Below are 23,827 nucleotides of genomic sequence, written 5' to 3'. Positions count from 1 at the left end.
AATGCAAACTTTTTTTCAAACTGATACGGGGAAAGTTCGAGAGCATAATGAAGATAGCGTAGGTATATTTACGAACGATTCTGGAATCGTATTAGCTGTAGTTGCTGATGGAATGGGTGGCCATTTAGCGGGTGAGGTTGCCAGTATGATGGCCATCAATTTCCTTGAAGCAGAGTGGAAAAATACTAGTAATTTTGAAACACCGATCGAAGCCGAATCATGGCTAAAAAATATTGTAGCGCAATTAAATACAAACTTATTAGTTCATTCAGAGCAAAATGAAGAGTGCAAGGGTATGGGGACAACCCTTGAAGCGATTATTTGTACTCCTTTATTTTTTACGATTGCACATATAGGTGATAGTAGAAGTTATTTGAGGAATGATGAAGGGTTTAAGCAAATAACAGAAGATCATACTTTTGTAGCTGAACTAGTTAAATTTGGGCAAATTTCTATGGAGGATGCAGAAATTCATCCCCGTAAAAATGTTATTACGCGAGCACTTGGTACTGAGGAAACAGTTGATGTTGATATTAAAACTTTAACTTGGGAAGAAGATGATTTAATCATTTTATGTTCAGATGGTTTATCTAATAAAATATCAAATGAACTTTTTAATGAAAAATTAAATGAAAATCTACCAATCGATCTTCTCGGTAACCAGTTGATTTCACTTGCAAATGACTTTGGTGGAGAAGATAACATCACGCTTGCCATTATTAAGTTTGAGCCTAGAAATATAGAGAAAGGGTGATGATGAGCGTGATGATTGGTAGACGCCTAAACGACCGATATAAGATTTTAAAATTAATTGGTGTTGGCGGTATGGCAAACGTTTATTTAGCCCGTGATATGATATTAGATCGAGATGTAGCTGTAAAAATGTTAAAAGCTGATTTTTCGAACGACCCTGACTTCTTAAGAAGATTTCAACGTGAAGCCTATTCAGTTACTTCGCTATCTCATCCAAATATCGTAAGCTCATATGACGTTGGGGAAGAAGATGGGTTACAGTATATCGTCATGGAATACGTTGAAGGTGAGACTTTAAAGGAGTATATTCAGAATCATACACCAATAAAGCCAAAAGAAGTATTGAGGATTATGGAACAATTAGCATCAGCATTAGCTCATGCGCATCATTTTCAAATCGTTCATAGAGATGTAAAACCGCAAAATATTTTAATCAATAAAGAAGGAAATGTAAAAATAACTGATTTTGGAATTGCAACAGCTTCGACAGCTGCAACAATTACACAAACAAATTCAGTACTTGGTTCTGTTCATTACCTTTCACCTGAACAAGCAAGAGGTGGAGTTGCGAATAAAAAGTCAGATATTTATTCTTTAGGAATTGTAATGTTTGAGCTTTTAACTGGAAAACTACCATTTTCGGGTGAGAGTGCAGTTGCAATCGCATTAAAACATTTACAAAGCGAAGTTCCACCACCAACAAAATTTAATCCAGAAATACCACAAAGCGTTGAAAATATCGTTTTAAAAGCTACTGCCAAAGATATTTTTTATCGATATGATACTGCAGATGAGATGAAGCTAGATTTACAAACTGCTTTAGATAGTGATCGTTTGAATGAAAAACGTTTTGTGATTCCTACAAATGATGATGAAACGAAGGTAATTCCGATCATAAAGGATATACCTGTATCAACTAATGATGATACCGTTGTCGTACCAACAAAGAAAAAATCAACTAAAGAAAAAGAACCGATCAAAAAAGAACCTGTCAAAAAAGAACCTGTCAAAAAAGAACCTGATAATCTAAAACGGAAGAAGAAAAATTCTTTTGCAAAGTTTATTATAGGTACTTTTATAGCACTTTTAATTGGTGGTTTATTAGCGATAACTTTGATTCCTGCGTTATTTTTGCCTGAAGACGTAGAAATTCCAGATGTTAAAGATATGACATACGAAAGTGCGGTTACGTTGCTTGCATCAAAAGGCTTAAAGATAAGCGATCCTAAAGAAATTTTTGATGATGAAGTTGATGAAGGTAAAGTAGTAAAAACTTCTCCTAATATTGGGGAAACTGTTAAAGAAAATTCATCGATAACGATTTATAAATCAAAAGGTAAAAAAAGTAACGAGATGGAAGACTTAAAAGGATTCCAATACAACACAATAAAATCTAGATTACAAGACGATTATCGCTCTGTTACAACGCATTTTATCGAAAGTGATGAATCAGAAGGTGAAATAATCGACCAATCTCCAAATGTCGGAGCTGAAGTCGTTCCATCAGAAACAGATTTAAATGTATGGATTAGTAAAGGGGCATCTACGATCACTCTTCGTGACTTAAAAGGATGGTCTAGAAAAGATGTTGAAACCTATGCAGGTGACAATAACTTAAAGCTTAATGTAACGAAAGAAGATTCTGGAACAGTTGCTGAAAATCATGTTATTTCTCAATCTCCATCTGCTAACGTTGCAGTAAAAGAAGGGGATACATTAAATGTCGTTATTTCTTCAGGAAAACAAAAAGAAAAGACGAAAAAAGTAACAATCAATATCCAAGTACCATATACCCCAACCAATCCTAGTGCACCTCAGTTAATTGAGGTATTTATTAGGGATAAAAATAATAATGGTGAAAAACCTGCAATTTCAAAATCGATCACCGAAACAACTACTATACCAGTAGAAGTGACAATTGATCCTGGACAAACTGCTTCCTATAAAATTGTTAAAGATGGTCAAGTTATTGCAGAAAGAGATGTACCTTATCCATCGAATTAAAGAGCTGTAGGAGTGAGTATATGCCAGAAGGCAAAATCATAAAAGCATTGAGTGGATTCTATTATGTCGAAACAGATGAGACAGTTGTTTCTTGTCGTGGTAGAGGGAATTTTCGTAATAAGAAAATAACTCCTTTAGTTGGAGACGAAGTAGAATATCATATCGAAAAAAGTGGAGAAGGTTATCTACTTGAAATTAAAGAGCGAAAGAATGAACTTGTTCGACCTCCTGTTGCAAATGTTGATCAAGCAATATTAGTTTTTTCAGCCGTAGAGCCCGATTTTTCTCCAATATTATTAGATCGATTCCTTGTATTAATTGAGTTTAATGAAATTAAACCGTTAATTGTTATTACAAAGATCGATTTATGTTCTGAAACACAATTAAAATTAGTGTATGAATACGTTTCTTATTATCGCCAAATTGGATATGAAGTATGTTTAACTTCTTCAAAAACTGAGGAAGGATTAGAAAAAGTACTTCCACATTTGTCAAATAAAATATCTGTATTTGCAGGACAATCTGGCGTTGGTAAGTCAACTTTACTAAATGCGATTAATCCGGAGCTAGATTTAAAAACAGGTATTATTTCCTCTCATTTAGGACGAGGAAAACATACAACTAGACATGTTGAATTAATAAAAATTGGACAGGGGCTAGTTGCGGATACTCCTGGTTTTAGTTCATTGGACTTTATGGGAATCGAATCCGAAGATTTATCGTATTGTTTTGTGGAAATGCGTGAAAAAAGTCAAGATTGTAAATTTAGAGGTTGTACCCACTTAAAAGAACCAAAATGCGCTGTAAAAGCTGCGGTTGAAAGTGGGGAAATTTCTCCTAAACGATATGATCATTATGTATCATTCATAGAAGAAATAAGAGATAGAAAGCCGAGGTATTAATCATGGTTAAAATTGCACCATCAATCCTTTCAGCGAATTTCGCTAAACTTGGAGAAGAAATTTTAGATGTAGAACGTGGAGGAGCAGATTATATTCACGTTGATGTAATGGATGGTCATTTTGTTCCAAATATTACAATTGGCCCACTAATTGTAGAAGCAATTAGACCAGTGACGAAGCTCCCACTTGATGTACATTTAATGATTGAAAAACCTGATCAATACATAGAACAATTTGTAAAAGCTGGAGCGGACATTATTACTGTTCATGTTGAAGCGTGTACGCATTTGCACCGCACGATTCAAACGATTAAATCTTTTGGTATTAAAGCAGGAGTTGTTCTTAATCCAGCGACTCCAGTTTCATCAATTGAACAGATTATAGATGATGTTGACATGGTCCTTTTAATGACAGTAAATCCAGGCTTTGGAGGACAGAAATTTATTCATTCAGTTGTTCCGAAAATTAAACAAGTTGATAATTTAATTAAAGAACGCAATTTAACAGTTGAAATCGAAATAGACGGTGGCGTTGACGAGCATACGGCTAAACTTTGTATAGAAGCGGGTGCTACCGTATTAGTAGCCGGTTCAGCAGTTTATAATAAGGAAGACAGAAAAGAAGCAATCGCGAAAATTAGAGGATAATGTAATCATCTAAAATTGCATGGAAAATCTAATTATGAAACAAAAAATGCAATCGACATTCGATTGCATTTTTTTTAAAGGTGGAAAAAAGTTGATTATACATATTGTAGGTGCAGGACCGAAATCGAATACAATAACTGAAATTACCCAAAAAGACGAAAACCAAGTGCTGATTGGTGTAGATAATGGATCTCATTACTTAATAGAAGAAGGATTAATTCCAGAGGCAATATTCGGTGATTTTGATTCATTAAGCGATGAAAATTTAGAAAAGATAAAAAGACTTGTCCCAAATGTTTTTATTTACCCTCCTGAGAAAGATGAAACTGATTTAGAACTTGCTATTCAATGGGCAATTACAAAAAAACCAGAAAAGATATTCGTCCACTGTGTTACTGGAAAACGTTTAGATCATGAATTTGGCAGTATTACATTATTAATAAAATTTATGAATTCAGGTATTCCAATAAAAATCGTTGATGAATATAACGAAATATATGTTATTAAGGAAGGGACCCATTATATTAGTAAGCTACAACAATTTAAATACGTATCCTTTTTTTCATTAGGTGCTAAAGTAGAGAATTTAACTTTAAAGGGGTTTAAATATCCACTAACGAATCATTTATTAGAGATTGGATCATCCCTATGTGTAAGCAATGAACTGCTGGAGAGTGAAGGGTCTATTTCATTTAGCGAAGGCATAGCATTAGTAGTAAGGAGCAAAGATTAACAATTTCATGTCATAGTTTTCGCTCAACGCAAGTAGAATGTAATAGGATTAATCTTTTCCTTAAAAATGCTAGAAAGCTTGTAGGAGGGAAAGCATGAGATTTTATACGATTAAATTACCTAAATTTCTTGGCGGACTTGTTCGCGCCATGCTGAGTACATTTAAAAAAGACGCTTAACTTAGTTGGAGTAGGATTTTTGGTTAAAAGGCAATAGGAGTCATAAAAAAAGTAAAAAAGCATAGCGGATTGCTATGCTTTTTAGTACGTTAATAAATTAAACGCGCTCAATTTTACCTGATTTTAATGCTCTCGCTGAAACGTAAACACGCTTTGGTTTACCGTTTACTAAAATACGAACTTTTTGAAGGTTAGCACCCCAAGTACGTTTTGAAGCATTCATAGCGTGAGAGCGACTGTTACCAGAACGAGACTTTCTTCCTGTGATTACACAAACACGAGCCATCTATTTCCCTCCTAACAAAAAACGGAATAACATTTCAATGATTATTTTCATTCAAACACTACTATAATTTATCATACCGCTTCGCTGAATGCAACAGTTATTGGTAAGTTGTTCAAGAAAAAAACCTTGACATCGAAATGTATGATATACTAAATATTAAAGAGGGACCTCCTAAGAAATTCATTAATAATTGTATTTTCTATAATTAACCATGAATATTATTGAAATGCTAATAATAGTAGTGAGTCAATAGAATTATTTTGGAAAAAGGTATACAATAATAAGTAAGTAGTATAACTAACTATACTTGGATTATCCAATAAGGGGGACCAAATTATGTCATTAGAAATGAAAACTCAATATGGAACAATCGAGATTGGTACAGATGTGATCGCTACAATTGCTGGTGGAGCTGCCGTTGATTGTTACGGTATTGTTGGAATGGCTTCTAAGAAACAAATTAAGGATGGTCTTACAGAAATCCTAAAAAAAGATAACTTTACAAAAGGTGTTATTGTTCGCCAAGTAGGCGAAGACGTTAATATCGATATGTACATAATTGTAAGCTATGGTACGAAGATTTCTGAAGTTGCTAATAACGTACAAAATAAAGTGAAGTATACTCTTGATCAAACATTAGGCTTGTCAGTTGACTCTGTTAATATTTTTGTTCAAGGTGTGAAAGTAGCAAACCTGTAAAGACGCATTAAGGAGGAGAATTTGTGTCGATAAAACGTATTGACGGTAAATTATTTGCAGATATGGTGATTCAAGGTGCAAATAACTTAACGAAAAATGTAAAATTTGTAGATTCATTAAATGTATTCCCGGTACCAGATGGTGATACTGGAACAAATATGAATCTTTCTATTACTTCTGGATCAAAGGAAGTAAAAGAAAAACCAAATAGTCATGTAGGGAAAGTTGGTCAAAGCTTTGCAAAAGGCTTACTGATGGGTGCGCGTGGTAATTCTGGTGTAATTCTTTCTCAATTATTTAGAGGTTTTTCTAAATCAATTGAAACAAAGGAAACAATTTCAACAACTGATTTTGCTCTAGCTTTAGAAGCAGGGGTAGAAACTGCTTATAAAGCTGTTATGAAGCCTATTGAAGGAACAATCTTAACAGTTGCAAGAGAAACTGCAAAAAAAGCAGTTGTCATAGCAAAAACACATGAAGAATTTATTCCTTTTCTTGAGGAAACAATTATTGAAGCAAATGCATCATTAAACCGTACGCCAGACTTACTACCTGTGTTAAAACAAGTTGGTGTAGTCGATAGCGGAGGTCAAGGTTTAGTACTTGTCTATGAAGGATTCTTAGCATCATTAAAAGGTGAAGAAATTTCACTAGAAGGTGCTGAGGCGGCTCTTTCACTTGAGGAACTAGTTGAAGCAGAACATCGTAATGTACAAAGTATGTTAAATACTGAAGACATTGTTTACGGATACTGTACTGAATTTATGGTGCGATTTGAAAAAGATAAAATAAAAAAACATCCTTTTGACATAGATACTTTCCGTAAAGAGTTAAGTTCATGGGGTGATTCTTTATTAGTAGTTGCTGATGATGAAATTGTAAAAGTTCATATTCACGCTGAATACCCTGGGGAAGTATTTAATTTAGGTCAACGATTTGGAAGCTTTTTAAAACTAAAAGCTGAAAATATGCGCGAACAACATACTAACTTACTACATGAAGAGGTTTCAAATGAATCTCCTTCTAAAAATGAGTCTATACAATCTGCTGAAAAACAAGAATTTGGTATCGTTACGGTAGCTATGGGATCAGGGATTAAAGCATTATTTGAAAGTATTGGGGCAACTGTTGTAATTGAAGGCGGTCAAACAATGAATCCTAGTACAGAAGACATTGTAAAAGCGATTGAACAATGCAACGCAGAAAATGTTATTGTACTTCCTAACAACGGAAATATTGTAATGGCTGCCGAGCAAGCTGCATCTGTTGCAGAATGTAATGTAGCAGTTGTAACGTCTAAAACAGTACCTCAAGGAATGTCAGCATTATTAGCATTTAATCCTACAGGTTCATTAGATGAAAATAAATTAGGAATGCAAGATGCTTTAAAGACAGTAAAAACAGGTCAAATAACTTATGCGGTTCGAGATACTGAAATTGATGGTGTAGAAATAACAAAAGATCATTTCATGGGAATCCTTGAAAGTAAAATTGTTACTACAGATGCCAATCAATTAGAGGCTGCAAAAAAATTACTACAAGATATGATTGATGAAGATTCTGAAATATTAACAATCTTATATGGTCAAGATGTATCGGATGAAGAACTTTCAAAATTAGTCGAATTTGCCGAAGAGAGCTTTGATCACTTAGAAATTGAAGTTCATAACGGTAAACAGCCTTTATATTCATATATTTTTTCGATTGAATAAGATATAATATAGCAAGATAAAAGAGGAAGTGGGATCACTTCTTCTTTTTTTTTGTAATTTATTTAAAGACTAATGTAAAATAACATAGAACTCTGTAGAATTTCGTATTACACTATAAGATGGACATGCTTTGTCCGTAATACCAAGTTTTTATATAAATATTTGTTCTAACAAAACAAAAACTAAATAAAATACGCTTTTACAATAACGTATTGGGGGAAACGTGATGAAATATAAAAGTGTTTTTGACATAATTGGTCCAATTATGATTGGTCCTTCTAGTTCACATACAGCGGGAGCGGCAAAAATTGGTCGTGTAGCAAGAAATCTTTATGGAAAAGAACCAAAGAAGATTTTGATTTCATTGTATGGTTCATTTGCTAAGACATATCGTGGACATGGTACAGATGTTGCGCTTATTGGTGGATTATTAGATTTTGATACATTTGATGAGCGTATTCCAGAATCATTAAATATTGCACAAGAAAAAGGGATGTCAGTAGATTTCATTGAGGAAGATGCAGTAACAGAGCATCCAAATACAGTGAAAATTTCTATTCTCGATGATGACCAACCATTTGAATTAGTTGGAATTTCAATCGGTGGTGGAAAAATTGAAATTATTGAGTTGAATGGATTTGAACTTAAACTTTCGGGTAATTACCCTGCAATCCTTGTTGTTCATAATGACCGTTTTGGTTCGATTGCTGGTGTAACAAATGTCCTTATGAAATATGCTGTAAATATTGGCCATATGGAAGTTTCACGTAAAGAGGTCGGACAAATTGCCTTGATGGCAATTGAGGTCGACCAAGATCTAGATAATAAAGTTATTAATGAAATTGAATCTTTACCACATATCATTCGTGTTACGAAAATGGTTGATTAAGGAGAGGGGGAACTTATATGTTTAAAAATGTTGCTGAATTAGTTGAATTAGCTGAATCAAAAAATGTTAAAATTTCGGAAATAATGATTCAACAAGAGATGTTATTTACAGGAAGAAGCCGTGAAGAGATTATCGGTAAAATGGAGCAAAATCTTGTTGTTATGGAAAAGGCGGTTGAAAGAGGACTTGCAGGTGTTCACTCGCCAACAGGTTTAACAGGGGGAGACGCTGTATTACTTCAAAATTATATTGCAAAAGGTAATTTCCTTTCAGGCCATTTACTTTTAGATGCTGTTAGTAAAGCGGTTGCGACAAATGAAGTAAATGCTGCAATGGGTACGATTTGTGCAACTCCTACAGCTGGTTCTGCTGGGGTAGTACCTGGAACCCTTTTTGCTGTAAAAGAGAAATTAAATCCAACTCGAATGCAAATGATTGAATTCTTATTTGCATCAGGTGCTTTCGGTTTTGTTGTAGCCAATAATGCGTCAATTTCAGGAGCTGCAGGTGGCTGTCAAGCGGAAGTAGGATCTGCAAGTGGTATGGCAGCAGCAGCGATCGTTGAAATGGCTGGTGGTACTCCAAGTCAAAGTGCTGAAGCATTTGCTATTACATTAAAAAATATGCTTGGTTTAGTATGTGACCCGGTTGCAGGTTTAGTAGAAGTCCCATGTGTTAAGCGAAATGCAATGGGTGCTGCTAACGCAATGGTAGCAGCAGATATGGCATTAGCAGGTATTACAAGTCGTATCCCATGTGACGAAGTAATTGATGCTATGTATCGAATTGGACAAACAATGCCATCTGCGCTAAGAGAAACTGCAGAAGGAGGACTAGCGGCAACGCCAACAGGACGTGAATTAGAAGCAAAAATATTTGGTGTTTCGCTAAAAAAATAGTGAGTATTGAACTTGAACAAAAAGTATCTGTATTAAGTGGTGTTGGCGATGAAACTGAAACACAATTAAATGATATGGGTATTTTTACTATAAATGACTTAATCGAATATTTACCGTATCGATATGAGGATTTTCGAAATAAGGATTTATCAGAAGTGAAGCATGAAGAGCGCGTGACAGTCGAGGGGATTGTTCATAGCGCTCCTCTTCTTCAATATTTTGGCAAAAATAAATCACGATTAACATTTCGACTTTTAGTTGATCGATACTTAATTACTGTTATTTGTTTTAATCGACCGTATTTTAAAACAAAGTTAAACTTAAATGAGCATGTAACTGTTTCTGGTAAGTGGGATCAACATAAACAAACCATTTCATTATCAGACCTTGTATTTGGTTCTCGTACGAATATTCATGAAATTGAGCCTGTCTATTCAATTAAGGGCAAAATGTCTGTAAAAACAATGCGTAAATTTGTTGAGCAGTCCTTTAAAAAATTTGGACATTTAATAAATGACTTAGTGCCAAAAGAACTTATTCAAAAATATAAACTTTTAAATCGTTCAGAAACTATGAGATTACTTCACCATCCAATTGATGCGAATAGTTTAAAACAAGCTAGAAGAAGCTTTGTTTATGAAGAGTTTTTTCTTTTCCAACTAAAAATGCAAGCACTTCGAAAAATTCAGCGTAATCAATCAAAAGGTATCCCAAAAACATTAAACATTGAAAAAATTCAACAACTAATCCAATCCTTACCATTTCCTCTGACATCAGCTCAAAATAGAGTTGTACAAGAAATATTCACAGATTTAGAAAGTCCTTATCGAATGAATCGCTTATTACAAGGTGATGTTGGTTCGGGAAAAACAGTTGTCGCTACCATTGCATTGTATGCATGTACACTTAATGGTTACCAAGGGGCATTAATGGTGCCTACAGAAATATTAGCTGAGCAACATTTTGAATCTTTAGCAAAAATGCTACAACATACTGAAGTAAATGTTGAACTTCTTACAAGTTCTGTAAAAGGTAAAAAACGTCGTGAAATCCTAGAACGATTAAAAAACGGTGAGGTACATATTTTAGTCGGAACTCATGCTTTAATTCAAGATGAGGTTCAATTTAATAAATTAGGCATTGTAATAACAGATGAACAACATCGATTTGGTGTTGGTCAGCGAAGAGTTTTAAGAGAAAAAGGTTATTTCCCTGATGTTTTATTTATGACAGCAACTCCAATCCCAAGAACTTTGGCAATAACGGCATTTGGTGAAATGGATGTCTCGATTATTGATGAATATCCGGCTGGTCGTAAAAAAATAGAAACGTATTGGGTTAAACAAGAAATGTTTGATCGTGTTTTAGATTTTATCGGTAAAGAAATTAAAAATGGACGACAAGCGTATTTAATCTGTCCTCTAATCGAGGAGTCAGAGAAACTAGACCTTCAGAATGCATTGGATTTACATAGTGTTCTATCTTTTCATTATCAAAATATAGCGAAGGTTGGATTGATGCATGGAAAGCTTTCATCAACAGAGAAAGATGACGTGATGAAGGCATTTGCAGCTAATGATGTTCAAATATTAGTATCAACGACAGTTGTAGAAGTGGGTGTAAATGTACCGAATGCAACTGTGATGGTTATTTATGATGCAGACCGATTTGGACTTTCACAATTACATCAACTAAGAGGACGAGTTGGACGAGGTTCAGAACAATCATATTGTATTTTAGTTGGCGATCCAAAAAGTGAAGTAGGAAAAGAAAGACTAACAATCATGACAGAAACAAACGATGGTTTTGAGTTAAGTGAAAAAGATTTAGAACTTAGAGGACCAGGAGATTTCTTTGGAAAACAGCAAAGTGGTGTACCCGAATTTAAAATGGCTGATATGGTACATGACTATCGTGCATTAGAAGTTGCTCGAAATGATGCAACATTACTTGTTAATTCAGATGTATTTTGGAAAGCTAATGAATATCAAGAATTAAGAATGTACTTAGACAGAACGGGAATATTTAATTCAGAAAAATTAGATTAGTACTAGGTATTAAAAGTTTGTCAAAAAACTATTGTAATACGTGTATTTTTAATATAAACTGTATTTAATACCTGGTCACAAATTAGTAGTTGAGGTATGTAATATGAGAAGAAATAAAAAAGATCGTCATGAATTGTTAAAAAAAATTATAAAAGAAAATCCGTTTATTACAGATGAAGATTTAGCTAATCAATTATCTGTGAGCATACAAACTATTCGTCTTGATCGTCTTGAATTATCAATTCCTGAGTTAAGAGAGCGCATCAAAAATGTTGCCACTCAGCAATTAGAAGATGTAAAATCACTACCAGTAGATGAAATAATCGGTGAAGTTATTGATATTCATTTAAACGAAAGTGCCATTTCTATATTTGACGTTAAGGAAGAGCATACTTTTAGTAGAAATGGAATTGCCCGAGGTCATCACTTATTTGCCCAGGCTAATTCTTTAGCAGTTGCAGTTATTCATGATGATTTAGCTCTTACAGCTAAATCCAATTTTGTTTTTATTAAACCTGTAAGAACAAATGACCGAGTAATTGCGAAGGCAAAGGTTTTACCGCAAAAAGGAGATCCGAGGCGTACTACAGTTGATATCAATGGCTATGTTGAAAAAGAACATGTATTCCATGGCTTGTTCGAAATGTACCACCGAAGTATTGAAGAATAGGAAGTGAACAAGATGAAATTAGCGATCGATGCAATGGGTGGAGATCATGCCCCAAAAGCTATCGTTGAAGGTGCGATGCTTGCAGTTGAAAAATTAAATGATATACATATTACTTTAATTGGTGATGAATCAAAAATTAAACCATTCTTAACGAATGATAAAAATATAACGATTATCCATACAGATGAAGTAATTGAAGGAACTGAAGAACCAGTTAGAGCGGTTAGAAGAAAAAAGAATGCTTCTATGGTCTTAATGGCAAACCAAGTAAAAGAAGGCAATGCTGATGCATGTATTTCTGCGGGAAACACTGGAGCATTGATGACAGCGGGCTTATTAGTCGTTGGTCGAATGGAAGGTGTAGAACGACCTGCACTTTCACCTACGATGCCTACTTTAGATGGCAAAGGCTTTGTATTTCTTGATGTAGGTGCTAATGTTGATGCAAAAGCAAACCATTTACTTCAATATGCAATAATGGGATCTGTATATGCCGAAAAGGTTAGAGGTATACATAATCCGACTGTTGGATTACTAAATGTCGGTACGGAAGATAAAAAAGGTAATGAACTTGCTAAACAAACATTCCAATTACTAAAAGAAAGTAATTTGAATTTTATAGGAAATGTTGAAGCTAGAGACTTAATGAACTCAGTAGCAGATGTAGTAGTTACAGACGGGTATACTGGAAATGTAGCTTTAAAAGCTATTGAAGGTACTGCACTTGCAATGTTTTCATTAATTAAAGATGCGATGCTTACTAATTTCACATCAAAGCTTGCAGCAGCTGTATTAAAACCAAACTTAAAAGGTGTAAAAAAGAAAATGGATTACTCTGAGTATGGTGGAGCAGCGTTATTTGGCTTGAAATCACCTGTCATTAAGGCTCATGGAAGTTCTGATGCGATGGGGATTTTTAGTGCAATTAAGCAAACTCAAACGATGGTTGAACATAATGTTGTAAAACTAGTAAGTGATCACATGGAGAAAATCGAATCAAATGCATAAGGGGGTCACTCCAATGGGTAAAGTGGCGTTTATTTTTCCTGGACAAGGATCACAAAAAGTTGGAATGGGTAAAGATGTAGCTGAGAGCTATAATGAATGTGGATCTATTTTTGAAACTGCTAACGAACAAATTGGTTTTAGTCTTTCTGAAATTATTTTCAATGGAACTGATGAAGAGTTAACTGCTACATATCATGCACAGCCAGCAATCTTAACAACTTCAATTGCTATGCTTGAGAAGATTAAAGCAGCTGGAATTAAACCAGACTTTGTTGCTGGTCATAGTTTAGGTGAGTTTACAGCGCTTGTAGCAGCAAACAGCATTTCATTTGAAGACGGTGTTAAATTAGTACATAAACGTGGCCAATTAATGGAGAAAGCTGTACCAGTAGGACAAGGTGCTATGGCAGCTGTATTATTTTTAGCTCCAGAAAAAATTGAAGAAGTTATTTCTGAAGTAAATAAAAATGGTCATTCTGTAGGTATTGCGAACTATAATTCTCCTACACAAGTGGTTATTACTGGAGATGCAGAAGGTGTACAAATTGCTTCTGGCTTACTAAAAGAAGCTGGAGCTAAACGTGTATTACCTTTAAAAGTAAGTGGTCCATTCCACTCATCTTTAATGAAACCTGCAAGCGAAGAATTCCAAAATGAGCTTGGTAAAATTAATGTAAATGATTGTGTAACACCATTAATTTCAAATGTTACTGCTAAAGTTGTTACAGATGCAAATGAAATTAAAGAATTATTAGTTAATCAATTATATTCTCCGGTAAAATGGAACCAATCTATTCAAGAATTAGTTGACCTTGGTGTTGATACATTCGTTGAAATTGGTCCTGGAAAAGTTTTAACTGGATTAGTAAAAGCAATCTCTCCATCATCAAAATTAGTAAATGTTTATGATGTTGAAACATTAAACCAATTTTTAAATGAGTGGGAGGAAATAAAATCATGCTAAATGGTAAAGTTGCATTAGTTACAGGTGGATCTCGCGGTATTGGACGAGCAATCGCATTAACTTTAGCTAAAAATGGTGCGAATGTAGTTGTTAATTATTCTGGGAATGAAGCGGCTGCTCTTAAAGTTGTAGAAGAAATTACAGCTCTTGGAGTTAAAGCGATTTGCTATAAAGCAAATGTATCAAATGGTGAAGAAGTTGCAGCTTTAGTAAAAAATACTGTTGATGAATTTGGTAGTATTGATATACTAGTAAACAACGCAGGTATTACAAGAGATGGTCTTTTATTACGCATGAAAGATGCTGATTGGGATGATGTAATTGATACAAACTTAAAAGGCGTATTCAATTGTATCAAAGCAGCAGCGAAGTTTATGACTCGTCAACGTAATGGCCGCATCATTAATATTAGTTCAGTTGTTGGACAAATTGGTAATCCAGGACAAATGAACTATGTAGCTGCAAAAGCTGGCGTATTAGGTTTAACAAAAACAGCAGCAAAGGAATTAGCTACTAGAAATATTACAGTTAATGCAATTGCGCCTGGTTTTATTGAAACTGATATGACAAATGAATTAAATGAGCAAATTAGAACGCAAATGTTATCTAATATTCCATTGCAATCTTTTGGTCAACCAGAAGATATTGCAAACGCAGTAGTATTCTTAGCAATGGATGCAAGTAGATACATTACTGGACAAACAATCAATGTTGATGGTGGACTTGTAATGAATTAGTTTGGCGTTTGCCAAATTTTTATGTATAATGCATAAGTAGACAATCTTTGGGGGGAGGTGAATAATAATGCAAGATGTATTAGAGCGCGTATCAAAGATTATTGTTGACCGTTTAGGTGTAGAAGAATCTGAGATCCAAATTACAAGCCGTTTCAAAGAAGATTTAGATGCAGACTCATTAGACGTAGTTGAATTAGTAATGCAATTAGAAGATGAGTTTGAATTAGAAATTTCTGACGAAGATGCTGAAAAAATCGTCACAGTTGGTGATGTTGTGAACTACATAGAGAGCAACATGTAATGAGAAAAGTCCCGTATTTTATACGGGACTTCTCATCATTTTCTTGACTAGTAGGTTTAGCAGCATATCAAACTGCTTTTTAGTTGGAGGTAAATATGCCGCATTCAAGAAGAGTAAGAGAATTTAAACTTTCTGATGTTGAAAAAGAGAATTTTGTAAAATTACAAAAACAAATAAATATTATGTTTAATAATGAGGGCTTGCTAATTCAAGCGTTTACACATTCATCCTATGTGAATGAGCATCGTAAAAAACCATATGAAGATAATGAGAGATTAGAATATTTAGGGGATGCTGTTTTAGAGCTTACCGTTTCACAATATTTATTTCAAAAATATATCACAATGAGTGAAGGCGAGTTAACAAAATTACGTGCCGCAATCGTTTGTGAACCATCACTTGTGAAATTTGCGCATGAGTTAGATTTTGGTCGATATATATTACTTGGTCGCGGGGAAGAAATGACAGGTGGTCGAACACGTCCAGCACTACTTGCGGATGTTTTTGAAGCATTCATTGGATCATTATATTTGGACCAAGGATTACAAACAGTTATTAACTTCTTATCTCTTCATATATTCCCAAAAATAAACGATGGTGCTTTTTCGCATGTGATGGATTTTAAAAGTCAGTTACAAGAGTTTGTACAAAGAGACTCCACAGGTTCAATTGAGTATAAAATACTTCAAGAAAAAGGACCAGCTCATAACCGAGAATTTGTTTCAAAAGTATTATTAAATGGTGAAACATTAGGAATCGGTAGTGGTAGATCTAAGAAAGAAGCAGAGCAACAAGCAGCTAAAGAAGCATTATTAAAATTAAAAGAGTCAAGTAAATAGATTAATTAAAAAATCTAGTAGAAACTTGTCAAACAAACGATAAAACTTGAATTTCAGACTGATTGCAAGCGCTTGACTTTCGAGGCGCGAAGCCTGGTGAGGAGCGGAGTTACCTTTGAGGGTAATGAGCACCGCAGACAGGCGAAGCAACGAAGAAAGCGAGCGTTTGTCAACAGTCTGATCCCCCTTTTATGGGGGAGTTTTTGTGTATATAATTAAATCAAAAAAAGGGGGAATTCAGTTGTTCCTCAAACGACTAGATATAATTGGATTTAAATCATTCGCTCAGCGAGTTAATATAGATTTTGTAAAAGGTGTTACAGCAGTTGTAGGACCAAATGGAAGCGGTAAAAGTAATATTACTGATGCCATTAGATGGGTACTAGGAGAACAGTCAGTCAAATCACTACGAGGAGCGAAGATGGAGGATATTATTTTTGCTGGTAGTGAAGGAAGAAAACCTTTAAATTATGCAGAAGTTACACTGACATTAGATAATGAAGATCAACAATTACCACTTGAGTATAATGAAGTAAGTGTAACTAGACGTGTTTACCGTTCTGGAGATAGTGATTTTTATATTAATAAACAATCTTGTCGGTTAAAAGATATAGTTGATTTATTTATGGATTCTGGACTTGGAAGAGAGGCATTCTCTATTATTTCTCAAGGGAAGGTTGAAGAAATATTAAGCAGTAAGCCAGAAGAACGAAGAGGAATTTTTGAAGAAGCAGCTGGAGTATTAAAGTATAAAAACCGAAAGAAAAAGGCTGAAGCAAAATTATTCGAAACACAAGAAAACTTAAACCGAGTTGATGATATTTTATTTGAACTAAGCTCGCAAATTGAACCATTAAGAATGCAAGCTTCAATTGCAAAGGAATACATAGAACATAGAGATGAGCTAGAAAAGGTTGAGGCAGCTCTATTAGTATACGAAATTGAATCGCTTCACCAGAAATGGGAGGAGCTTAAACAAGAAGTTGCCCAAAACTCTGATTTAGAAATTTCGTTATCGACAGAGATTTCGACTGAAGAATCAAAACAACACGAATTACAAGAGAAATTAAATGCATTAGATGAATCAATTGATCAATTGCAGCAAGTTTTATTAACCGTTACGAAGAACTTGGAAAAATATGAAGGTCAGAAAGAGCTAATGAAGGAGCGAAAAAGAAATACTTCAACTCAATCTGAACAATTAAGAAAACAAGTTGATGAAGTTACTGAACAAATAAACGAGACGAATCAATTAATCGAAGCAGAAAAAGAACAAGAAAAATGTTCTCGTCAAAATGTAAACAAAACGAAAACTAATATTGTTGAGATCCAAAATGAGATTATATCTTATGAGGGTGATATTGAAGAACAAATCGAATTAATAAAATCTGATTATATTGAGCTATTAAATAATCAAGCATCGATTAAAAATGAAAAAACGATGCTTGAAAAGCAAAGTCAACAATACTCAGTTAAATCGAGTCGATTAGATTTAGAAAATGAAAAATACATTCGTCAAAGAGAGCAATTACAGAATAGAAAAACTGAATTGCTTAATGAGAAAGAACAATTTGATTTAACATTTAATGAGTTAAATGTTAAATTTGAAACGCTGAATAAGCAGCTTGATGAAACTTCAACAGTTTTAAAGGAAAAAGAAGAATTACTAAATAAAGCTTATCAGTTTATTCAACAAACAAAATCAAGAAAAGAAACACTTGAAGAACTTCAAGAAGATTTTGCTGGTTTTAATCAAGGTGTTAAAGAAATATTGAAAGCAAGAGGCACAAGACTAGAAGGTATTAAAGGTGCAATTGCTGAACTAATTACAACAAACAAACAATACGAAATTGCGATTGAAATTGCACTAGGTGCAGCTACACAACAAATTGTTGTTGAAAATGACGAGCATGCTAGAAGAGCAATTCAATTTTTAAAGCAGCAACGACTAGGCCGAGCTACATTTTTACCAATGAATATTGTTAAAGCTCGTTTTGTACCAGCTAATGTTATTGAAGGATTAAAAAGAAATCCTTCATTTATTGGAGTTGCATCATCCCTTGTTAGTTATTCAAGCGAGTATGAACAAGTGATTCAAAACATACTTGGAACTGTTTTAATCGCACAAGATTTAAAAGGTGCTAATGAACTGGCTAAACTCGTTGGACATCGCTATCGCTTTGTCACGCTTGAAGGTGATGTAGTTAATCCTGGTGGAGCGATGACTGGTGGGGCTGTTCGAACTACGAATTCTTCACTTATTGGAAGACAGCGAGAGTTAGAGGAAATCACTGTAAAGCTAAAAGATATGCAAGAAAAGACTAACTTGCTTGAGAGTGAGGTTGATACTCTTAAAGCGACAAATCTAGAAAGTTCTTCTAAAGCTCAAACAATAAATGAGGAAATTCAAAAGGTTAAGCAAATAATTGTTTCAATTATGGAACAACTAAAAAGTATCGAATTTGAAGAAAAAAATATTAACGATGCTTTAGCAATTTATGATTTAGAAATGGGAAGTTCAGCAAGTGATTTACTAAATGTTAAAGATCGTCTAGAGGAATTATCGTCGTTAAATGCTAAAGTGAAAAATGAGATAATTTCAAAAGAACAGAAGATCAATGAATTAACTGAACGGAAACTAAATCAAAAAGAAATTAAAGATGAATTACAATCGAAGTTAACTAGTCTGAAAATTTCTCTAGCACAAGAAGAGCAAAAGTTAAGTTATAGTAACGAACGAATTCGCCAGTTTGTAGAGAATTCTATAAAACAAAAGCAAATTCTTGAAGAAACGAAGGAAAAAATAATTTTCTTATCAAGTGAACTTATGACGAATGAAAATGGTAAGGAAGAGCTCGAGAAAATAATTTCGGATACTCGAATTGAATTTTCAAAAACGACGGAAATTATTTCTAAACGTCGAGAGCAACGAATTGCTTATCAAACGGAGCTCGAAGATTATGCCCAATCATTACGCGAAAAGCAACGTCAATACAAGTCGCTATCTGATTTACTAAAACAACAAGAAGTAAATAGTAATCGACTTGATGTAGAGCTTGAAAATCGTCTAGAACAACTGAATGTGAAGTATATGACTACTTACGAAGCAGCAAAAATGAAATATACTCTAGAAATGACCGTTGATGATGCAAGGAAACGAGTTAAACTATTAAAGCTTTCAATTGAGGAATTAGGAACTGTAAATATTGGTGCAATTGATGAGTATGAACGAGTATCTGAACGTCATGATTTTCTTCAAGAACAAAGAACTGATTTAAATGAAGCAAAAATCACACTTTACAATGTAATTAGTGAGATGGATGAAGAAATGACAAAACGTTTCGAAACGAGTTTTAGTGCAATTCGTGAAAAATTCCAAGTCGTCTTTACTCAGTTGTTTGGTGGAGGAAGAGCTGATTTAGTTCTAACGGATGAGGAAAATTTATTGTTAACAGGTGTCGATATTGTTGCACAGCCACCAGGTAAAAAGCTTCAAAATTTAGGCTTATTATCAGGAGGGGAACGTGCGCTTACGGCAATCGCACTACTTTTTGCTATTTTACAAGTACGTCCAGTACCGTTCTGTGTACTTGATGAGGTTGAAGCTGCACTAGATGAGGCCAATGTAGCTCGATTTGCAAAATTCTTAAAATATTTTAGTGAACAAACTCAATTTATTGTTATTACACACCGTAAAGGTACAATGGAAGAATGTGATGTATTATACGGTGTAACAATGCAAGAATATGGAGTTTCTACCCTAGTATCAGTTCGTTTGGATGAAGGCGAAGCATTATTATCGAATGGTAATTAGAAAGGATTGAAATTATGAGCTTTTTTAAGAAATTAAAAGAAACAATCTCAAAACAAACGGAGTCAGTGACTCAAAAATTCAAATCTGGATTAGAGAAATCTAGAAATAACCTTACAGAAGGGTTAAACGATTTATTTGCTAGATACCGTAAAGTAGATGAAGATTTTTTTGAAGAACTTGAAGAAATTCTAATTATGGCTGATGTTGGTGTAAACACAGTAATGGAACTAGTAGAGGACTTGAAAACTGAAGTTAAACGAAAAAATATTCAAGATCCAAAAGGTGTACAAGAAGTTATTTCTGAAAAACTAGTTGATTTGTATAAAGGTGATGATTTAACTGATGATTCATTTGAGTTAAATTTAAATCCTGATGGCTTAACAGTTGTTTTATTCGTTGGAGTTAACGGTGTAGGAAAAACAACTTCAATTGGTAAAATCGCGCATAAACTAAAAACTGAAGGTAAAAAAGTACTACTTGCTGCTGGAGACACATTTAGAGCGGGAGCTATTGATCAATTAGAAGTTTGGGGAGAACGTGTTGGTGTTGATACAATTAAACAAGGTGAAGGTTCAGACCCAGCTGCAGTAATGTTTGATGCGGTTCAAGCTGCAAAAGCTCGTAAAGTAGATGTTTTACTTTGTGACACAGCTGGCCGTCTACAAAATAAAGTAAACTTAATGAAAGAACTTGAAAAAGTACGCAATGTCATTGCTAGAGAAGTGCCTGGTGCACCACACGAAGTACTGCTAGTAATTGATGCAACAACTGGCCAAAATGGTCTTGTTCAAGCAAAAACCTTCTCCGAAGCAACAAATGTCTCTGGTATCGTCTTAACGAAACTAGACGGAACGGCTAAAGGTGGTATTGTTTTAGCAATCCGAAATGAACTAAAAGTACCAGTAAAATTCGTCGGCCTTGGAGAAAAAATGGACGACCTACAACCATTCCAAGCAGAACAATTTATATATGGTCTATTTGGAGATTTAATGAATAAAGAAGCATAATTCAAAAATTATGAAATGACGTGGATATGTTTAAATTGAATGACATATCCACTTTTTTTAAATTGTGCGAAGAAACAACGGTTTAATTTTTATTTTATCGTCAAGTAAAAAACTTGACAGATATTTGTGTATTAGGTAAACTAGCATATGTAAAGGCAATTCACTTAACAAAGGAGTGATAGTTTTGGCTGATCATACAATGTTAGATAAGACGATGAGAATCAATTATCTATATGATTTTTATCATTCTCTTTTAACTCCTAAACAACAAAGCTATATGTCATTATATTATTTGGATGACTATTCTTTAGGTGAGATTGCGGAAGAGTTTAGCATAAGTAGACAGGCGGTTTATGATAATATAAAACGTACTGAAGCTATGTTAGAAGAATATGAAGAGAAATTATTACTTCTAAAAAAATTTCAACAACGAAATGAACTTTTAAATAATTTGAAAACTTATACCAAAACAGGTAAAGTTGTAGATGACGAGTTTCTTCGAGTAATCGATGCGTTAGAGAAATTAGAATAATAAGGAGGACGGTTTTATGGCATTTGAAGGATTAGCCGACCGACTTCAAAAGACATTACAAAAGGTTCGAGGCAAAGGTAAAGTATCTGAATCTGATGTCAAGGAAATGATGAGAGAAGTACGTCTTGCTTTACTTGAGGCGGATGTTAACTTTAAAGTTGTTAAAGATTTTGTGAAACGTGTTTCTGAACGTGCTGTAGGACAAGAAGTATTACAAAGCTTAACGCCTGGTCAACATGTTGTAAAAGTAGTTCAAGAAGAACTAACCGCTTTAATGGGTGGAGAACAAAGCAAAATTGCTGTTGCAAATCGCCCGCCGACTGTTATTATGATGGTTGGTTTACAAGGTGCTGGTAAAACAACAACGACAGGTAAATTAGCGAATTTACTTCGAAAAAAGTACAATCGTAAGCCACTTTTAGTTGCAGCGGATATTTATCGTCCTGCCGCGATTAAACAGCTTCAAACATTAGGTAAACAATTAGATTTGCCTGTATTTGCATTAGGTGATCAAGTAAGTCCGGTTGAAATTGCGAAACAAGCGATTCAACACGCTAAGGATGAGCATCATGACTATGTCCTAATTGATACTGCAGGTCGTTTACATATTGACGAAGGTTTAATGGAAGAACTTGCACAAATTAAAGAACTTTCAAAACCTGAAGAAATCTTCCTTGTTGTTGATGCAATGACAGGACAAGACGCAGTCAATGTGGCACAAAGCTTTAATGATCAATTAGGTTTAACTGGAGTCGTTTTGACGAAGCTTGATGGCGATACTCGTGGTGGTGCCGCATTATCAATTCGTGCAGTGACGAATACTCCAATTAAATTTGTTGGACTTGGTGAAAAACTAGATGCAATTGAGCCGTTCCATCCAGAACGAATGGCATCACGTATTCTAGGAATGGGTGATGTGCTTACTTTAATTGAAAAGGCACAAGAAAACGTTGACCAAGAAAAAGCAAAAGAAATGGAACAAAAATTAAGAAATGCATCTTTTACTTTAGATGATTTCTTAGACCAACTTTCTCAAGTTAAAAAAATGGGACCACTTGGTGATATTTTAAAAATGATGCCAGGTGCAAACAAAATTAAAGGATTGAATGATGTGCAAATTGACGATAAACAAATCGCTCATGTAGAGGCAATTATTCAATCAATGACAAAGCAGGAAAAGCTTACACCAGATATTATTAACTCTAGTCGCAGAAAGCGAATAGCTAAGGGTTCTGGTCGCCCTGTACAAGAAATAAACCGTTTATTAAAACAGTTTGAAGAAATGAAAAAAATGATGAAAATGATGGGCGGTATGCAAAAAGGGAAGAAGAAAGGTTTTAAATTTCCGGGCTTATTCTAATCTAATTGTATAATTTTCCAGCATTTAAACATCATTTAATAAAAAATTATGCTGTTAAGAAATTTTACTTTACAAACAGTATTGGTTTTTGATAATATATAAATCGTTGTAAATATTTTCGGAGGTGCTTTAAAAATGGCAGTTAAAATTCGTTTAAAACGTATGGGAGCTAAAAAATCTCCTTTTTACCGTGTAGTAGTAGCAGACGCTCGTTCTCCTCGTGATGGACGTTTCATCGAGGAAATTGGAACTTACAATCCAGTTGCTCAACCAGCTGAAATCAAAATTAACGAAGAAGCAGCATTAAAATGGTTAGGAACAGGTGCTAAACCATCTGATACAGTTCGTAACTTATTCTCTAAAGCTGGTATCTTAGAGAAATTCCACAACGCTCGCAACGGCAAGTAATTATGGAAAAAAAGATGAATACACTCATAAATGCAATTGTTTCAAGTCTTGTAGATCATCCAGAGGATATTTCACTTCAAGTTAAAGAAGATGAGAACAATCTATTCTTTCATTTACAGGTAAACCCTGAAGATGCTGGTAGAGTGATTGGCAAACATGGTAAAATTGCTAAAGCGATTCGTACGGTTGTATATGCAGCGAGTAATGAACACGCAAAACGTATTCACTTAGATATTCAGTAATGTAAAACGGTCCTTGGCTATAGCTAAGGGCCGTTTTCAACATTACAGAGTTTTACTTAGAAAGCCCAAAATATAGTGATAGCCACTTTTTATGAATTGAACGAGTCGTTTATTCAAGAGGTAGCTTTTGATGCTTTAATGACTTTAAGATATGCTATACTTGGCATTAGGCAATCTGTTTTAACCGTTGAAGTC

General features: G+C 34.3%; 24 protein-coding genes. 23 read left to right on the top strand and 1 reads right to left on the bottom strand.

The window, feature by feature from the left end:
- Position 1: 1 nt before the first annotated feature.
- The 6 genes from ACFWM3_RS05290 to spoVM all read left to right on the top strand — a co-directional run bounded on the left by ACFWM3_RS05290 (position 2) and on the right by spoVM (position 5,217).
- On the top strand, positions 2 to 754 hold the full coding sequence (locus ACFWM3_RS05290) for a Stp1/IreP family PP2C-type Ser/Thr phosphatase (protein WP_056470937.1): 753 nt from the start codon (positions 2 to 4) through the stop codon (positions 752 to 754).
- A gap of 8 nt (positions 755 to 762) precedes the next feature.
- Entirely contained in the window at positions 763 to 2,757 is a 1,995-nt protein-coding gene (gene pknB / locus ACFWM3_RS05285) for a Stk1 family PASTA domain-containing Ser/Thr kinase (RefSeq protein WP_390310591.1), read from the top strand.
- Between the two features lie 20 nt (positions 2,758 to 2,777).
- Positions 2,778 to 3,659, top strand: a complete 882-nt coding sequence (rsgA, locus tag ACFWM3_RS05280) for a ribosome small subunit-dependent GTPase A (RefSeq protein ID WP_390310590.1) — start codon at positions 2,778 to 2,780, stop codon at positions 3,657 to 3,659.
- Between the two features lie 2 nt (positions 3,660 to 3,661).
- Positions 3,662 to 4,306, top strand: coding sequence for a ribulose-phosphate 3-epimerase (gene rpe / locus ACFWM3_RS05275; RefSeq protein WP_056470931.1), 645 nt, complete (start codon positions 3,662 to 3,664; stop codon positions 4,304 to 4,306).
- Between the two features lie 91 nt (positions 4,307 to 4,397).
- Positions 4,398 to 5,039 (top strand): thiamine diphosphokinase, encoded by a 642-nt coding sequence (locus ACFWM3_RS05270; RefSeq protein WP_390310588.1) that lies wholly within the window; start codon positions 4,398 to 4,400, stop codon positions 5,037 to 5,039.
- Positions 5,040 to 5,133: 94 nt separating this feature from the next.
- Positions 5,134 to 5,217 carry a stage V sporulation protein SpoVM gene (gene spoVM, locus ACFWM3_RS05265; RefSeq protein WP_056470930.1) on the top strand — a complete coding sequence of 28 codons (84 nt, stop codon included), beginning with the start codon at positions 5,134 to 5,136 and terminating at the stop codon, positions 5,215 to 5,217.
- A gap of 97 nt (positions 5,218 to 5,314) precedes the next feature.
- Here spoVM and rpmB read toward each other — a convergent pair whose 3' ends face one another.
- Positions 5,315 to 5,503: a 50S ribosomal protein L28 gene (rpmB, locus tag ACFWM3_RS05260; RefSeq protein WP_025568947.1), complete on the bottom strand. Its 189-nt coding sequence runs from the start codon at positions 5,501 to 5,503 to the stop codon at positions 5,315 to 5,317.
- A 336-nt stretch (positions 5,504 to 5,839) separates the two neighbouring features.
- Between rpmB and ACFWM3_RS05255 the strand changes: the two genes are divergently transcribed.
- From ACFWM3_RS05255 to ACFWM3_RS05175, 17 genes are all read left to right on the top strand, one after another.
- Positions 5,840 to 6,202 (top strand): Asp23/Gls24 family envelope stress response protein, encoded by a 363-nt coding sequence (locus ACFWM3_RS05255; protein ID WP_025568946.1) that lies wholly within the window; start codon positions 5,840 to 5,842, stop codon positions 6,200 to 6,202.
- A 23-nt stretch (positions 6,203 to 6,225) separates the two neighbouring features.
- Positions 6,226 to 7,914: a DAK2 domain-containing protein gene (locus tag ACFWM3_RS05250; RefSeq protein ID WP_390310587.1), complete on the top strand. Its 1,689-nt coding sequence runs from the start codon at positions 6,226 to 6,228 to the stop codon at positions 7,912 to 7,914.
- Positions 7,915 to 8,140: 226 nt separating this feature from the next.
- Entirely contained in the window at positions 8,141 to 8,803 is a 663-nt protein-coding gene (gene sdaAB / locus ACFWM3_RS05245; RefSeq protein WP_056470924.1) for an L-serine ammonia-lyase, iron-sulfur-dependent subunit beta, read from the top strand.
- Positions 8,804 to 8,820: 17 nt separating this feature from the next.
- Positions 8,821 to 9,702, top strand: coding sequence for an L-serine ammonia-lyase, iron-sulfur-dependent, subunit alpha (sdaAA, locus tag ACFWM3_RS05240; protein ID WP_025568942.1), 882 nt, complete (start codon positions 8,821 to 8,823; stop codon positions 9,700 to 9,702).
- Positions 9,702 to 11,750: an ATP-dependent DNA helicase RecG gene (gene recG / locus ACFWM3_RS05235; RefSeq protein WP_390310585.1), complete on the top strand. Its 2,049-nt coding sequence runs from the start codon at positions 9,702 to 9,704 to the stop codon at positions 11,748 to 11,750. The genes sdaAA and recG overlap by 1 nt, the downstream gene beginning before the upstream one ends.
- 103 nt (positions 11,751 to 11,853) lie before the next feature.
- The gene (gene fapR / locus ACFWM3_RS05230; RefSeq protein ID WP_025568940.1) at positions 11,854 to 12,420 is read left to right on the top strand and encodes a transcription factor FapR; all 567 of its coding nucleotides are present in this window, start codon (positions 11,854 to 11,856) and stop codon (positions 12,418 to 12,420) included.
- Positions 12,421 to 12,432: 12 nt separating this feature from the next.
- Complete coding sequence (plsX, locus tag ACFWM3_RS05225) at positions 12,433 to 13,428, top strand: phosphate acyltransferase PlsX (RefSeq protein WP_025568939.1); 996 nt, start codon at positions 12,433 to 12,435, stop codon at positions 13,426 to 13,428.
- Positions 13,429 to 13,441: 13 nt separating this feature from the next.
- The gene (gene fabD / locus ACFWM3_RS05220; protein WP_390310582.1) at positions 13,442 to 14,392 is read left to right on the top strand and encodes an ACP S-malonyltransferase; all 951 of its coding nucleotides are present in this window, start codon (positions 13,442 to 13,444) and stop codon (positions 14,390 to 14,392) included.
- A complete protein-coding gene (gene fabG / locus ACFWM3_RS05215; RefSeq protein WP_056470912.1) occupies positions 14,386 to 15,129 on the top strand; it encodes a 3-oxoacyl-[acyl-carrier-protein] reductase in 744 nt (247 codons plus the stop codon). The genes fabD and fabG overlap by 7 nt, the downstream gene beginning before the upstream one ends.
- Positions 15,130 to 15,196: 67 nt before the next feature.
- Positions 15,197 to 15,430, top strand: coding sequence for an acyl carrier protein (acpP, locus tag ACFWM3_RS05210; RefSeq protein ID WP_025568936.1), 234 nt, complete (start codon positions 15,197 to 15,199; stop codon positions 15,428 to 15,430).
- A gap of 95 nt (positions 15,431 to 15,525) precedes the next feature.
- A complete protein-coding gene (rnc, locus tag ACFWM3_RS05205; RefSeq protein ID WP_056470910.1) occupies positions 15,526 to 16,269 on the top strand; it encodes a ribonuclease III in 744 nt (247 codons plus the stop codon).
- 241 nt (positions 16,270 to 16,510) lie between these two features.
- Positions 16,511 to 20,083 carry a chromosome segregation protein SMC gene (gene smc, locus ACFWM3_RS05200; RefSeq protein WP_390310670.1) on the top strand — a complete coding sequence of 1,191 codons (3,573 nt, stop codon included), beginning with the start codon at positions 16,511 to 16,513 and terminating at the stop codon, positions 20,081 to 20,083.
- A 14-nt stretch (positions 20,084 to 20,097) separates the two neighbouring features.
- Positions 20,098 to 21,090 carry a signal recognition particle-docking protein FtsY gene (gene ftsY, locus ACFWM3_RS05195; protein WP_390310580.1) on the top strand — a complete coding sequence of 331 codons (993 nt, stop codon included), beginning with the start codon at positions 20,098 to 20,100 and terminating at the stop codon, positions 21,088 to 21,090.
- Positions 21,091 to 21,289: 199 nt separating this feature from the next.
- On the top strand, positions 21,290 to 21,622 hold the full coding sequence (locus ACFWM3_RS05190; protein WP_056471180.1) for a putative DNA-binding protein: 333 nt from the start codon (positions 21,290 to 21,292) through the stop codon (positions 21,620 to 21,622).
- Positions 21,623 to 21,638: 16 nt separating this feature from the next.
- The gene (gene ffh / locus ACFWM3_RS05185) at positions 21,639 to 22,982 is read left to right on the top strand and encodes a signal recognition particle protein (protein ID WP_056470900.1); all 1,344 of its coding nucleotides are present in this window, start codon (positions 21,639 to 21,641) and stop codon (positions 22,980 to 22,982) included.
- A 135-nt stretch (positions 22,983 to 23,117) separates the two neighbouring features.
- Entirely contained in the window at positions 23,118 to 23,390 is a 273-nt protein-coding gene (gene rpsP, locus ACFWM3_RS05180) for a 30S ribosomal protein S16 (protein ID WP_025569022.1), read from the top strand.
- 14 nt (positions 23,391 to 23,404) lie between these two features.
- Entirely contained in the window at positions 23,405 to 23,632 is a 228-nt protein-coding gene (locus ACFWM3_RS05175; RefSeq protein WP_025569023.1) for a KH domain-containing protein, read from the top strand.
- Positions 23,633 to 23,827: the final 195 nt, after the last annotated feature.

Source organism: Gottfriedia sp. NPDC058432, from assembly GCF_042721555.1.
In the GTDB taxonomy this organism is placed as follows: domain Bacteria; phylum Bacillota; class Bacilli; order Bacillales; family Bacillaceae_G; genus Gottfriedia.
The sequence above is the reverse complement of the archived record's forward strand: the minus strand, read 5'-3'. Positions and strand labels throughout refer to the sequence as shown.